The organism is Flavobacterium cucumis, assembly GCF_900148835.1.
GTDB lineage: Bacteria > Bacteroidota > Bacteroidia > Flavobacteriales > Flavobacteriaceae > Flavobacterium > Flavobacterium cucumis.
In genome coordinates, this window is the sequence record NZ_FRYK01000001.1 from 915,419 (window position 1) to 929,462 (window position 14,044).

Sequence of the window (14,044 nt, forward strand, 5' to 3'; positions counted from 1 at the left end):
GATGAAAAAGATATTTTTAGGTTTACTTTTTTTAATGTCCTTTTCTGTTGTAGCTCAAGTAAAATTTGAAGCACAAACAGATAGAGATACGTATGGATTAAACGAAAGAATTCCTTTGGTTTTTTCTATTAATAACGAAGGGGATAATTTTCAGCCTCCGAAGTTTCCCGGATTTAAAGCAGAAGGCCCTTTTATAAATAAAGGAAATCAAACTTCTATCACTATTGTTAATGGTAGAATGACGCAAAAGCGAGAGATTTCAACACAAGTAATTTATTATTTAACCCCTACTAAAAAAGGAACCTTTACGATTGGAGCGGCCTCTATAGAATATGAAGGTACTGTTTATAAATCACAACCCATCAAAATCACGGTTACGGACCCCGTTCAGATGCCTAGTTATCCTGGACAAAATCCAAGACAACAACAAAATTATGATTTTGGAGAAGGGATACATTTGGTTGGAGAACTTTCGTCAAAAAATCCATACGTAAATGAACCTGTTACTGTAGTTTATAAATTATATTTTCCTTATAACAGTTCGGTTTATAACTTTAGGAATTTTCAGGCACCTAAGTATGAAGATTTTTGGAGTCAATATACCGATATAAAACAACTTCGTGCCGAAAAAGGGAAATATAATGGAAAAGATTACAGTATGGTTGTCCTTCGAAAAGTAACTTTATATCCATTAGAAGCGGGAGCTAAGAAAATAGAACCTTTTAAAATTGATGTGGATGCTGAAGTACCAACTGGGAGAAGGGATTTTTTCGGCCAATACGAAATGACGGCTATTGAAAAATCATTGTCAACTGGAATTCAAACCATAACCGTTAAGCCATTACCAGAAAATGGAAAACCCGCAAGTTTCACGGGAGCAGTTGGTAGTTTAGATTTCAAAGTTGTACCCTCTAAAACAAGCCTAAAAGCAGGAGAATCTTTAGATTTAGAAGTAAGTGTCTCAGGAAAAGGAAATTTAAAATTGTTTACTTTGCCAAAGCCAGTAGTGCCAAGTGCTTTAGAAATGTATGATCCGGCACATAGTGAAAATGTACAAACTCCTGTATCGGGAATGGTTGGTACAATTTCAGATAAATACACGATAATACCACAGTTTAAAGGAAAATACACGATTAAGCCAATCGAATTTTCGTACTACGATTTGGCCAGTAAATCGTATAAAACCATCACTTCAAAAGAAATTACGATTGATGTTGCGGAGGGCGACGGAACCGTTGTTGCCAATACACAGAGTACAAACAAACAAGCGATTCAGAAAAAAGAGGTATTCCAATTTAATAAATTGAAGACGGAATTTGTTTCAAAATCGAGAGAAGATTTCTTAGGTTCAGGATTATTTTATAGTTTGTTGTTAGCGCCACTTTTACTAATTCCAATTGTGATGATTGCTAGAAAACAAAAAGAAGCTAAAGATGCTGATGTGGTTGGAAATAGAATCCGACAAAACAACAAATTGGTGAAGAAATATTTGTCGGAAGCCAAAAAACAAATGGGCGACAAAGTACCGTTTTATATGGCAATGGAAAAAGCGTTACATAATTTCTTGAAAGCCAAATTACATATTGAAACGGTTGAGATGAGTAAAGAAAATATTGTCGAATTATTACAACAACGAAACGCATCCGAAGAGAGCATTAATCGATTTATGGAATTAATGAATGATTGCGAATTCGCACGATACGCTCCAGCAACCGATATTGCCATGACAAATGATTTTGAACGAGCAGTGGAACGAATTTCAGAACTTGAAAAACAAATTAAATAACCAAAAAAGTGAACTTGTCATGCTGAACTCGTTTCAGCATCTCAAAAATGATTGATAAAGATTTAAGTTGGGTTAATTATAAAAACCATGAAAAAATACATTCTTCTTCTTATACTCACATTCCAATTCGTCCTAGCAAACGAATCCCTCGATGCTACCTTTAAAAAAGCTAACGATTTATATAACAAAGGCGATTACGAGCAAGCGTTGCAATCTTTCGAAAGAATCGCAAATAAAGGCAACGAATCGGCGGATTTGTATTTTAATATTGCGAATTGTTATTACAAACTTGGAAAAGTAGCGCCATCTATTTACAATTACGAAAAAGCATTGCTTTTAAACCCAGATGACGAAGCCATACAAACCAATCTATCATTTGCACAAAAAATGACTATAGATGATATTAAAATCCTTCCAGAGGTTGGTTTTAAGGAAATGGTGAAAGAATTTACTAGTGTTTTTCATTACGATACTTGGGCTTGGATTTCGGTTTTTGTTGCTTTCCTAGGTTTACTTTCCTTTTTAGGTTATTATTTTGGAAATACCGTTTTTCTAAAACGTACTTTTTTCAGTTTGTTTTTGTTGTTTTTAATCGGAATTGGAGTAACCGTTTTCTCTGCTTTTTTACAAAAGAAATTCGATGCGAATTACAATCCAGCCATCGTTTTTGCAGAAGCAACCACTTTGAAAGCCGAACCCAAAAACAGTTCGGAAGATGTAGTAACACTTCACGAAGGCACAAAAGTCTTCGTTTTAGAAGAATTAGGCAACTGGAAACAAGTAGAACTTACCGACAAAACCAAAGCGTGGATTGACAAAGAAGCGATTAAGGAAGTGAAAGAATAGTGTTCAGTGTTCAGTCTCAGTTTTCAGTTGAATAAATATGAAAGAACCAATCGTTTTTGAAGAAAAAGGCTATCCAATCATCAAAGTATATAAAGATTACTTTGAGATAAAAGCAATTGATTATTGGGAATTTAGAACTTTTAATTATTCAGAAGTAAAATCAATTGAAATAATTGATTCAAGAAAAAAATGGTATTTCCAATTATACCAAATTTTATTTTTCAACGCTCGAATTTTCGCAAAAGATGAACCAGTTTTATTAAGAATTACAAGAAAAAATGACGGTTTTCGGGATTACTCTGCAAAAAATGAACACAATTCTAATTTCAATAGTATTTTGAAAGAATTAAAAAAAAGGATTTCAAATTAATTCTCAACTTCCTTCTTCAACTCTTCGTACCAACCTTCAATCTTCGGATACATCGCTTTTGAACTATTCTGAATTGGGTTATAAAAAATCGAATTGTCTTTTGTTTCTTTAGAAAGCAACATGTTATTGATGTTGATTTTCTCAAAAATAAAAAGCACAACACTCAAAGCTAAAATCGTTTTCAACAAGCTAAAAATCACACCGGCGAATTTGTTTATCCAACCTAGAAAAGCAAAATCCGCTAATTTGGTTAAAATTTTTGCGCTTAAATGAATTCCAATCACCACCAGTAAAAACGTAATGATAAAAGCAGTAATTTCAATATATTTTGGATTCCAACTTGGTACAAATCCAGTAAAAATAGCACCTACTAAATTCGAAAATTTAATCGCTAAATAAATTCCAGCTACCAGAGCCAATAAGGAAGCCACTTCTACAAAAAGTCCGTTTTTTAACCCTTTATAAATCGCTAAACCGAGTAAAACCGCAAAAACAATATCAATAAAACTCATTTGAAAGAAAATAGTAATAAAGAACAAAGATAAAAGAATTGTTGAAAGTGGTTTCTGTTGTTATCTTTGCAGAAATATTATTGGATTGATGGGAAACTTCGTGCTTCCAGCTTCCAGCTTCAAACTTAAAAACATGTCTAGAGACGAACAATTAAAACAGCGTTGGGAAAACGTTGTCAACATATTATCAGAAAAATTTTCAAGCGGAGAAGACCTTGATTTAGAAGGAATCATCTATTTAATTGGGGTACAGGAATTGGGAAAAATTCACGCGACTTTCAAAAAAGATGAAAAAGTAAACTTGATGCACATCGCTATTTGTCGATTGTTAGAACCTTACGGTTACTACGAATTTGAATATTTCGACAACGATGGTTGGCCCCATTACAAAGTAAAAGAAGAATTACCACCATTAAAAGCAGGCGAACAAGCGGTATTAATGAAAGAAGCGATTGTGAGTTACTTTTTAGAGAAAGAGTTGATAGAGTAATAAGTGAAGAGTGATTAGTAATTAGCTTTTCGTCTTTAGTATTTTTGCTAATCACTAATTACTAGTTACTATTCACTTTTTTATTTACTAATCACTAAAAATAACTAAATTTGCACCTTTATACAACGAGCGATGATAGAAACGATAAAAGCCCATATTGAAGAAGTAAAAGCTTTTCAAACCGATACTAAAGAACAATTAGAAGCCTTCCGAATCAAGTATTTAGGAAGTAAGGGCTTGTTGAAAGATTTTTTTGCCGAATTTAAAAATGTTCCAAACGAGCAAAAGAAGGAATTCGGACAAGTTATCAATGAATTGAAAACTTCTGCGGAAGAAAGGGTAAAAGCCATTCAAGACGCTTTAGAAAATAAAGAAGAAGCTAAAGGAATTTATGGGGATACTACGCGTCCAGGAGAAGCGATGAACATTGGTTCGCGCCACCCCATTTCGATTGTGAAAAACCAAATGATCGATATTTTTTCAACCATCGGTTTCAACGTCTCCGAAGGTCCAGAAATCGAAGACGATTGGCACAACTTTACTGCATTAAATTTACCAGAATACCATCCAGCAAGAGATATGCAGGATACGTTTTTCATTCAAACCAATCCTGATGTTTTGTTGAGAACACACACTTCTTCAGTGCAAGTGCGTTATATGGAAAACAACAAACCGCCTATTCGTACGATTTCTCCGGGAAGAGTATTTCGTAACGAGGCCGTTTCTTCGCGTTCGCATTGTATTTTCCATCAAGTGGAAGGTTTGTATATTGACAAAGACGTTTCGTTTGCCGATTTAAAACAGACGTTGTTGTATTTCACCAAAGAAATGTTCGGAAAATCGAAAATCCGTTTACGTCCGTCGTATTTTCCATTTACAGAACCAAGTGCTGAAATCGATATTTATTGGGGATTAAAAACCGAAACCGATTATAGAATCACCAAAGGAACCGGTTGGTTAGAAATTGGCGGTTGCGGAATGGTAGATCCAAACGTATTGAAAAACTGCGGTATCAATCCAGACGAACACACCGGTTTTGCTTTCGGAATGGGAGTAGAGCGTATAGCGATGTTGTTGTACCAAATTGGCGACATCCGTATGTTTTATGAAAACGACGTGCGTTTCTTAGAGCAATTCAAATCGAGTATATAATTTAAGATAAAGTCTTAATACTTAATTCTTTAATCTTAATACTGTTTCAATGAAAAAAGACATTATCATCCCAAAAGTAGAAGGCGTTCACATTGTAGCTTTTCAAGAATGGAACGACGATTTTATGGAAAATTCTTGGTACGCTTACTTAGTAAACGACACCGATAATTTATTGGAAATGGCTATGGTAGTTTCACGCGCATATGGTTTAATCAATGGCGAAGAACGCAAAACAGGAACTTTCCGTCATGCATTTGCCAAAGTTGAACCCAGAACTGCTGTTAAAGTAGAATTGTTAGAAAACAACGTATTACAATTGAATAACGAATTCATGTTGTCGTATTTCGCAAACGGACAATTATACGATAAATCCTTCGTATTCCGAGTAAACACCATCAACGAAAAAGCCACTGCCGATTTACCTATTATTAACAAAAGAGGCGTTTTCGCGAATTAAATTTTTGTAAATTATAATATTGAAACCACGAATTCAGAAATGTATTCGTGGTTTTTTGTTTCCACCACATAGGCACATAGATTAACTTTATGAATATTTTAGGTATTTCATTTTACAAAGTCAACATAGGAAAACTTATATGAACTCATCTAGACAAAGAACTTCTTATACTTTCTTATATGACTTAAATGTTTAAAATTCAACACAATTCTATTGTTGCCTCAAAAAAGTGTAACACCTCTAAAGAATTAGAAAAACCTATGTTTCTATGTGGTAAAAACTCAAAAACACCCTTATCCTTACAACAATTAGAAAATATTTTTACCTTTAAGAAATTTTTCATCCCAACAACATGAAATCCTTTCTTATTGCTTTAGTCTTTTTAACTACTACGATTTCCCAAGCACAAGATTTCGCCAAACACGTCAACCCATTTATTGGAACTGGCGGTCATGGACACACGTTTCCTGGCGCAACTGTGCCTTACGGAATGGTGCAACTTTCTCCTGATACCAGAATCGATGGCAGTTGGGATGGCTGTGGCGGTTATCATTATTCCGATAATTTGATATACGGATTTTCGCACACCCATTTGAATGGAACCGGAGTTTCCGATTATGGCGATATTATGTTGATGCCGACTATGGGCGAACCTTCATTAAATAATAAAGAATATTCTTCAACTTTTTCGCATACCAATGAAAAAGCTTCCGCTGGATTTTATTCCGTGAAATTAGACAAACACAATATCGATGTGCGTTTAACCACTTCAACCCGCGTTGGTTTTCATGAATATACGTTTAATAATGCTGGACAAGCGAATATTATTTTAGATTTAAGACACCGAGATAAACTGTTGGAAGGAAGAGTAAACATAATAGATAATAAAACTATTGAAGTTTTAAGGAGAAGTGAAGCTTGGGCACGAGATCAATATGTTTATGCAAGGATTGAATTTAATATTCCAATGATGAATTCAAAAGGAATTAAAAATTCCAATGATTTAGATATACAAACATTAGCATTAAGCTTCTCTAAACAAGTCAAAAAAGGCGAAAAAATCCTCGTAAAAGTATCGCTTTCGCCAACAAGTTATGAAGGTGCCAAATTAAACAGTTCCGAAATCAAACATTGGGATTTTGATAAAGTACATAAAGCAGCTATCGCACTTTGGAACAAAGAATTATCAAAAATTGAAGTCACTTCCGATGATAAAGACAAATTAGCGATTTTCTACACCGCTTTATATCACACTATGATGCAACCAAACATTGCGCAAGATTTAGATGGAAAATACCGCGGTAGAGACAACCAAATTCATGTTGCTGAAGGATTTGATTATTACACAGTATTCTCGCTTTGGGACACGTTTAGAGGCGCACATCCGTTGTATACTTTGATTGATAAAAAACGAACAGCTGATTACATCAATACCTTTATCAAACAATACGAACAAGGTGGTAGATTACCCGTTTGGGAATTGGCTTCCAATGAAACCGATTGTATGATTGGCTATCATTCCGTTTCAGTAATTGCAGATGTGATGGTAAAAGGAATAAAAGGTTTTGATTACGAAAAAGCCTTTGAAGCGAGCAAAGCTTCGGCTATGCGCGATGTTTTAGGTTTGGATGCCTACAAAAAAAACGGTTTCATTTCGATTGACGACGAACATGAAAGCGTTTCCAAAACTTTAGAATATGCCTATGACGATTGGTGTATTGCCCAAATGGCAGCTATTTTAGGGTATTCTGATGATTACCAATATTTTATGATGCGTTCTCAAAACTGGAAAAACCTTTTCAATGGAAAAAATACTTTCATCCAACCTAAGAAAAATGGTGGTTGGGACACACCTTTTGATCCAAAAGAGGTGAATAATAATTTCACTGAAGCTAATGCTTGGCAATATACTTTTTTTGTACCTCAAGATATTGATGGTATGATTCAAGCTTATGGAGGAAAGGAAAAATTTGAAGCTAAACTAGATGAAATGTTCACTACTGAAAGTAAAACAACGGGTAGAGAACAAGTCGATATTACAGGTTTAATTGGACAATATGCGCATGGAAACGAACCAAGTCATCATGTTGCTTATTTGTATAATTATGTGGGGAAACCTGAAAAAACAAAAGAAAAAGTACATTATATTTTAGATAATTTTTACACCAATTCGCCTGATGGTTTAATTGGAAATGAAGACTGCGGTCAAATGAGCGCTTGGTATGTGTTGAGTTCGATGGGAATGTATTCGGTAACTCCAGCACGCAATTTATGGGCTAAAACGGAGCCATTTTTTGAAAAGGTAAAAATTAATTTAGAAGATAAATCGTCAAGAATTATTTTAAAAAATTCCAATTTTGAGCCTTTTGAATATTTTGAAACAAAGTCCACGGAAATATTAGCATTTGCAGCTGATCCAACTATTGTTGAGGTTCCTGTAATTCAAGCGGAAAGCAAAGCGTTTAAAGATAATTTGAAGATTGAATTGAAATCTCAAAATTCAAATGATGAAATTTATTTTATGATTAATGATAAAGACGATCATTTAGCAAAGAAAATATTCGTTAAGTACACTAAACCATTTGAGATATCGCAAACTTCAACAATTGAAGCTTATGTAAAAACAAATGAAGGACAAAGTAACACCATCTCCGCAACCTTCTTCAAAAAACCAAACAACTACAGCATCAACATCAAATCAATTTACAATCCGCAATATCATGCCGGTGGTCCAGAAGGGTTGTTAGATGGTATTTTAGGAACGGAGAACTGGAGAAAAGGCGATTGGCAAGGCTACCAAAGTCAAGATTTTGAAGCGGTAGTGGATTTAAAAGAAGTGAAAAACATTAATGAAATTTCAGCACGATTTTTACAGGACCAACGTTCGTGGATTTTAATGCCAACGAAAGTCGAGTATTACATTTCAGAAGACAACGTGAATTTTACGTTTTTCGGTTCGGTAAACAATACGTTAGATCCGAAATTAGAAGAAAATACGATTTTAAATTTCACCTCAAACGAAACCAAAGGAAAGAAAGCACGTTACGTAAAAGTAATCGCAAAAAACTTCGGTAAATTACCGGAATGGCATCAAGGATTTGGTGGTGATGCGTTTATTTTTGTAGATGAAATAACAATTGATTAACAGTATAGCGCTTTTTTTAGTTTTATTTTTACGATTGTAAACAAAAGGAATATGAGAAGCGCGTTATTATTTATTGGTTTTTTGTTTTTATGGAGTAGTTCTTTATCCGCTCAAGTTCTTTTTGAAACTTCACTAAAGGAAGCTTTTAAAAAGGCAAAAGAACAAAATAAAATAGTCTTTGTTGAATATTATAATTCGGATTGCCCAGTTTGTAAACGTTTGGGGGATTTGTTGCGCAACGATTCTTTGGTTGCCGCATATTACAATAAAAACTTTATCAATTATGCTATGAACACCAACGGTTCTTTAGCCGACGAAGACAATACCTTTATTTCCGAATCGAATCTTCATTTTGAAAGTGTACCCGTGCTTTTGTTTTTTGACAAGAACAAAGAGTTTTTACATCATAGTGGGGTAAATGTGGATGCGGAACATTTAATAAACGAGGGAAAGAAAGCAAAACATCCCGACTTTAGAACTTCAGGCCTAAAAGCTAAGTATGATAAAGGTGATCGAAGCGTTAAGACCTTATATGCATACTGCGATTTGCTTTTAGTGAACAAAAATGAAGCCATGCTAAAAAAAGTATCCCAAGAGCTTTTTGAGTCCTTTAAAAAAGAGGAATTGCCAACTAAAAAGAGCTATATTGTTTTAAAACAAGTTGTGATTTCTCCAGAGAATGGTTTTTTTCAATATTGGATGGCTCATTTGGATGATCTAAAGGGCTTTGAAACAGGGTATAAGGCTGGAACCGAAAAATCGTATTTAGAAAAAATTGTTTTAAATGAACTGCGTGATCCCAACATTAAAAATTGGAGTACTACTAAAAAAGAGCAATTTAAATCCTACATATTAAAATTAAACATTACAGATCAACCTGAAGTTTATTTTGAATAATTCGTAAAAAGTCAAGTTTATAAAATGGCCCAATTTTCTAAATATACCTCACTTAAACTGTTGGTTAGCTATCTATTATTGCTATCCTTGATGGCGGTTGCCATTTGGGTTTTATTTAAACAGCAGGCCAATTTGAACAAGCAAATTTCTGTTGAAAACACCGATAAGAGACAATTAATTTATACAGAGTTGATTCGCGATTTGTATGAGTCCGATAATTATGCGCGTGTTGCAATTCAGACAGTTGATGAAGCTTCTAAACGAATTTTTTTAGCCAAAAATGCATCTGTTATAGCTAAAATTGATTTTTTGAAAAGTAAGGATTTAGTAGCAGAGGAAACGCTTTTAGATACTTTAAAATATTATTTAAAAGACAAAGAGCAAAACATACTTAATTTAAGAAAGTTGCAGCAAAATCCAGAGGAATCTCCTATAGGTGATGTATTGCGAAAAATTAAAAATTTGGAGGATGTTAAAGGGAAATTAACCCTAGAAAGTTTCATTCAAAATCCAAATGAGTTGTCTTCTTATGAACGAAAAGTAGCCGAAGATTATATTAATTATCTAAATAAAAATGTCCCGAAAGATGCCTCTAATACGATATCTGTAAAAGAAGTAGATTCTCTTTTAACAGCATCGAAACAAATATTAGAGGAAGCTCAAAAAAAGACCAATCAGCGTTCGATTGTTATTAAAAACAAAGAAATTGAGCTGCTTCAAAACGAGCTTCGAATCACTCAAAAATTATCGGATGTCATTTTATTACTGCGAAATGCGGCTGAAAAGGAAGAAGAGAAAATTGAATATATAAAAAGCGAAAATCAGAAGGAGACGCTTGATTTAATTCAAAAGTCAGCTATTGCCTGTGTGGTAGTGGTATTGTTCTTCTTTTTCTTGTTGTCTTTCGATTTTTTTAAAAACAAAACCTATCGTCAACAACTTGAAATTGAAAAGCAAAAAACAGAACAATTATTAGAGTCAAGAGAACAATTGATGACTACTGTTAGCCATGATATTAAAACGCCTTTACAATCTTTGCTGGGTTACAGTGAGCAGCTTTTAGCTTCTGAAGTTCAAGTTGAAAATCGAAATTCATTAATTAAAATGAAATCGGCCACCAATTATATAGAGCAGTTGGTTTCGGGGTTACTAGACTATGTGCGAATGGAAAAAGGAAAGGTTTCACTATTAGAAACCGTATTTGAAGTGAATGAATTGATCGAAGAAACCGCTCAAAACATAGCCGATTTAAATCAAGAAAAACCAATTGTCTTGAATTATGAAATTAATGCAACTGAAGGATATCTTTATTATGGTGATTATAATAAATTGCGTCAAATTTTATATAATCTTATTGGAAATGCATTTAAATTCACGAAAGAAGGGAGTGTAAGTATTCAAACGGCAATTCATGAAGAACAGTTAACGATTCGTATTATCGATACAGGAATTGGTATTTCGAAAAGTGCCATTGCGAATATTTTTAAACCCTTTACACAAGCAAGTAGTCAAATTGAAACCTTGTATGGAGGAACAGGATTAGGGTTGTCTATTTGCAATAGATTAATTCAATTATTAGACGGTAAAATATTTTTAGAGAGCGAACAGAACAAGGGATCACAATTTACCATAGCACTCCCCTTAAAAACGGTTCCGGAGTCAGAATTTTCAAAGAAAATGGATTTGGATAGTTGTTTGTTATTAGACGATGACGAAAATCAGTTGGCACTTACAAAAGCATTGTTGACTCCTTATTTTAAGACTATTTTTGTTTATACAAATGGGATAGACGCTTTAAAATTTCTGGATAAACACAAAATTTCTTTGCTGATTACCGATATTCAAATGCCAGAAATGAATGGTTTTGAGTTTTTGAAAGAAGTTAGAAGTAGAGATTTTTTGAATGATGTTCCAGTAATTGCAATTAGCGGAACAGTTTTATCGGAACAAGATTTTTTAACAAATCATCGCTTTAATCGCTTTATTACAAAGCCTTACAGTGCGGCGCAATTATTGGGCGTTATTTCTGAATTTTCGAAACAAGATTTGAAAGTATTACACGAAGACGACGAGAAGCTACCTTCTTTTATAATTAGTTTTATAGGAAATGATAAGCCTAAAATTTTAGCGTTTTTAAAGTCATATGAATCCGATTTAGAAAATGATATATGCTCACTTAATGAGGCAGTACAAAATTCAGATTTGGTTGCTATTGGAGCTATTGTTCATAAAATGCAGACGATGATTAGTCAGTTTCAAGAGCAAGATCTATTACAGCTTTTAAAGACACTTGAAGTTAAAGTTAAATCTGTAAAATCAATTCAAGAAATCCGTTTTGAGCTTCATAATTTGAATTTGCTTTTGTCAGAGTTTCAAGGAAAAATCAATCGTCTAATCCAAATTGACTGATTTTATTGTAGAGTGTTTTTCTCGACATACCAAGTAATTCAGCCGCTCTACTCTTATTCCCTTTTGCAAAGTTTAATGCATCTAGAATTGCCGCTTTTTCGGCTTCGTCTTTCAAATTTCCAACATTGTTATTGTTGGTGTTCGAAGCAGTCAATTCGGGAGGCAAACTTTCCAGTTCAAGAGTGTTTGAAGTGTTTAATAAGGTGGCTCTTTTAATCACATTTTGAAGTTCTCTTAAATTTCCTGGCCAGTGGTATTTCAAAAAGGCAATCATCACTTCCGAACTCATAGAAGAAACGTCTTTGTTTAATTGTTCGGAAGCATTTTTTAAGAAAAGTAAAGCGAAAGCTTCAAGATCTTCTTTTCGGTCTCTTAAAGCCGGGGAAAGAATTGAAAATTCATTTAAACGATGGTATAAATCTTCTCTAAAAGTCCCTTCTTGTACCGCTTTTTTCAAATCCTCATTTGTAGCAGAGACAATTCGTACATCAATAGGAGTTTCTTTGTTGCTTCCAATTCTTTTTATTTTTCTTTCTTGAATAGCTCTTAACAAGAGTATTTGATTTTCATAAGCTAAATTTCCTACTTCATCCAAAAATAATGTTCCACCATTAGCGGCTTCAAAGCAACCCATTTTGTCGGTTATGGCACCTGTAAAAGAACCCTTAACGTGACCAAAGAATTCACTTCCTGCAATATCCTTTGGAATAGCACCACAATCAACAGCGATGAATGGACCGTTTTTTCGTTCGCTATTTTCATGAATGGTTTTTGCGATGACTTCTTTTCCAGTACCACTTTCTCCTGTAATTAGAAGGGTTAACGGTGTTGGTGCTACTAATTCAATATGTTTTTTTAATTGTAAAGAAGCAATACTATTTCCCCAATAATAGTTAGAATTCTCTAGTTCTTTAGCCGTTTTTTTTATTGTATTTGAAGGACTTGCTTCCTTTTTTGTAGATATGATTTTGTTTAAGACTAGTAAGGCTTCTTCCGGAACAAACGGTTTTGAAATGTAGTCAGCTGCCCCCATTTTCATCGCTTTTACAGCAGTTTGTACATCAGCATAAGCTGTCATTAAAATAAACGCAGTTGTACTTCCATTGGTTCGGATTTCTTTTAGAAGAGATATACCGTCTTTATCAGGAAGTCTTAAGTCTGAAATGATAATATCTACCCTTTTTTCATCAAGTATCGTAATACCTTCTTTGGCAGAGTAAGCTTGATGAACAATATAATCGTTTCGCTTCAAAAATTGAGCTAACATATTGTTGAAGGCGTTATCATCTTCTATGAGTAAGATTGTAGCATTTCCCATTTTTAAATTTACTTTTTTTTCCAATCAATTATCTTAATTTTAAGCTAAAAAAAGACCAAAAGGTAAATTTGATCTCTTTATGAATAGGTTAATCTTCCCAACCCCATGGAGCTTCTGGAGTTGTGATTGGTTTTTTTAAATCAAAGGATACCGTAAAAATTCTATCTGAACCAATGCGTTTTAAATTATAAGTAAAGGAATTTTCGTCAATTGTTATCCACCAAACATTGGTCGAAGCATAATGGATTAAGTCTGCAGTAAATTGATCTGCAGGAAAAATTTGAATGTTGGGTAATCCCGTATTGGGAGATGTTCCCCCATACTGTGTAATTTTATCTTCTGATCCATCTTTATGACGGTGATCGTGTTTGAGAGTTATGACATCGTTCTGAAGTGTTAAAATCCAAGTTCTTGATCTATCATCCCCTACAAAAAAAGGAATTTTTATTTGATTTTCAGCACAACTTCTCACGTGCATCATCAATTTCTTTCCAGAAAAAGCATCGTTTGCTGTTCCTCCTGCAGTAATAGTGCCTTCATAACTTTTACCACAATGTTTTTTTAAATGCTCCCAAAACTGTAGCGCACCTTTTTCTTTTTGACTGAAGCCGAACTGAATGGTAAGCAGTGCAAAAAATAATATTCTTTTCATCATGGACTTG

The 14,044-nt window shown here is 33.9% G+C and carries 12 protein-coding genes; 9 read left to right on the top strand and 3 right to left on the bottom strand.

Annotated elements, in window-relative coordinates; translation table 11 throughout:
- The first annotated feature begins 1 nt into the window (after nt 1).
- The 3 genes from BUE95_RS04310 (at nt 2) to BUE95_RS04320 (ending at nt 3,002) form a co-directional block, all read left to right on the top strand.
- On the top strand, nt 2-1,786 hold the full coding sequence (locus BUE95_RS04310; RefSeq protein ID WP_073581765.1) for a BatD family protein: 1,785 nt from the start codon (nt 2-4) through the stop codon (nt 1,784-1,786).
- 87 nt (nt 1,787-1,873) lie between these two features.
- Nucleotides 1,874-2,632 (top strand): tetratricopeptide repeat protein, encoded by a 759-nt coding sequence (locus tag BUE95_RS04315; protein ID WP_073581767.1) that lies wholly within the window; start codon nt 1,874-1,876, stop codon nt 2,630-2,632.
- A 37-nt stretch (nt 2,633-2,669) separates the two neighbouring features.
- Nucleotides 2,670-3,002, top strand: a complete 333-nt coding sequence (locus BUE95_RS04320; protein WP_073581768.1) for a hypothetical protein — start codon at nt 2,670-2,672, stop codon at nt 3,000-3,002.
- Here BUE95_RS04320 and BUE95_RS04325 read toward each other — a convergent pair.
- Nucleotides 2,999-3,514, bottom strand: a complete 516-nt coding sequence (locus BUE95_RS04325; RefSeq protein ID WP_073581770.1) for a CvpA family protein — start codon at nt 3,512-3,514, stop codon at nt 2,999-3,001. The two genes, BUE95_RS04320 and BUE95_RS04325, sit on opposite strands and share 4 nt — an antisense overlap.
- Nucleotides 3,515-3,647: 133 nt before the next feature.
- Between BUE95_RS04325 and BUE95_RS04330 the strand changes: the two genes are divergently transcribed.
- The 6 genes from BUE95_RS04330 (at nt 3,648) to BUE95_RS04355 (ending at nt 12,064) form a co-directional block, all read left to right on the top strand.
- Nucleotides 3,648-4,004 carry a hypothetical protein gene (locus tag BUE95_RS04330; RefSeq protein WP_073582434.1) on the top strand — a complete coding sequence of 119 codons (357 nt, stop codon included), beginning with the start codon at nt 3,648-3,650 and terminating at the stop codon, nt 4,002-4,004.
- Nucleotides 4,005-4,136: 132 nt separating this feature from the next.
- Nucleotides 4,137-5,156, top strand: a complete 1,020-nt coding sequence (gene pheS / locus BUE95_RS04335) for a phenylalanine--tRNA ligase subunit alpha (RefSeq protein ID WP_073581772.1) — start codon at nt 4,137-4,139, stop codon at nt 5,154-5,156.
- Between the two features lie 49 nt (nt 5,157-5,205).
- The gene (locus BUE95_RS04340) at nt 5,206-5,613 is read left to right on the top strand and encodes a hypothetical protein (protein ID WP_073581774.1); all 408 of its coding nucleotides are present in this window, start codon (nt 5,206-5,208) and stop codon (nt 5,611-5,613) included.
- Nucleotides 5,614-5,965: 352 nt separating this feature from the next.
- Nucleotides 5,966-8,758: a GH92 family glycosyl hydrolase gene (locus tag BUE95_RS04345; RefSeq protein ID WP_073581776.1), complete on the top strand. Its 2,793-nt coding sequence runs from the start codon at nt 5,966-5,968 to the stop codon at nt 8,756-8,758.
- A 51-nt stretch (nt 8,759-8,809) separates the two neighbouring features.
- Nucleotides 8,810-9,655 carry a thioredoxin family protein gene (locus BUE95_RS04350; protein WP_073581778.1) on the top strand — a complete coding sequence of 282 codons (846 nt, stop codon included), beginning with the start codon at nt 8,810-8,812 and terminating at the stop codon, nt 9,653-9,655.
- Nucleotides 9,656-9,679: 24 nt separating this feature from the next.
- Nucleotides 9,680-12,064, top strand: coding sequence for a hybrid sensor histidine kinase/response regulator (locus tag BUE95_RS04355; protein WP_084530222.1), 2,385 nt, complete (start codon nt 9,680-9,682; stop codon nt 12,062-12,064).
- Here the strand turns inward: BUE95_RS04355 and BUE95_RS04360 are convergent.
- A complete protein-coding gene (locus BUE95_RS04360; RefSeq protein ID WP_317041529.1) occupies nt 12,039-13,406 on the bottom strand; it encodes a sigma-54-dependent transcriptional regulator in 1,368 nt (455 codons plus the stop codon). The two genes, BUE95_RS04355 and BUE95_RS04360, sit on opposite strands and share 26 nt — an antisense overlap.
- A gap of 64 nt (nt 13,407-13,470) precedes the next feature.
- A complete protein-coding gene (locus tag BUE95_RS04365; RefSeq protein WP_073582440.1) occupies nt 13,471-14,034 on the bottom strand; it encodes a hypothetical protein in 564 nt (187 codons plus the stop codon).
- Between the last annotated feature and the right edge of the window lie 10 nt (nt 14,035-14,044).

What these genes read in the sequence shown, in the direction of transcription:
- BUE95_RS04310 (WP_073581765.1), top strand. Translation starts at nt 2, where the DNA reads ATGAAAAAGATATTTTTAGGTTTACTTTTTTTAATGTCCTTTTCTGTT.
- BUE95_RS04315 (WP_073581767.1), top strand. Translation starts at nt 1,874, where the DNA reads ATGAAAAAATACATTCTTCTTCTTATACTCACATTCCAATTCGTCCTA.
- BUE95_RS04320 (WP_073581768.1), top strand. Translation starts at nt 2,670, where the DNA reads ATGAAAGAACCAATCGTTTTTGAAGAAAAAGGCTATCCAATCATCAAA.
- BUE95_RS04325 (WP_073581770.1), bottom strand. Translation starts at nt 3,514, where the DNA reads ATGAGTTTTATTGATATTGTTTTTGCGGTTTTACTCGGTTTAGCGATT.
- BUE95_RS04330 (WP_073582434.1), top strand. Translation starts at nt 3,648, where the DNA reads ATGTCTAGAGACGAACAATTAAAACAGCGTTGGGAAAACGTTGTCAAC.
- pheS (WP_073581772.1), top strand. Translation starts at nt 4,137, where the DNA reads ATGATAGAAACGATAAAAGCCCATATTGAAGAAGTAAAAGCTTTTCAA.
- BUE95_RS04340 (WP_073581774.1), top strand. Translation starts at nt 5,206, where the DNA reads ATGAAAAAAGACATTATCATCCCAAAAGTAGAAGGCGTTCACATTGTA.
- BUE95_RS04345 (WP_073581776.1), top strand. Translation starts at nt 5,966, where the DNA reads ATGAAATCCTTTCTTATTGCTTTAGTCTTTTTAACTACTACGATTTCC.
- BUE95_RS04350 (WP_073581778.1), top strand. Translation starts at nt 8,810, where the DNA reads ATGAGAAGCGCGTTATTATTTATTGGTTTTTTGTTTTTATGGAGTAGT.
- BUE95_RS04355 (WP_084530222.1), top strand. Translation starts at nt 9,680, where the DNA reads ATGGCCCAATTTTCTAAATATACCTCACTTAAACTGTTGGTTAGCTAT.
- BUE95_RS04365 (WP_073582440.1), bottom strand. Translation starts at nt 14,034, where the DNA reads ATGAAAAGAATATTATTTTTTGCACTGCTTACCATTCAGTTCGGCTTC.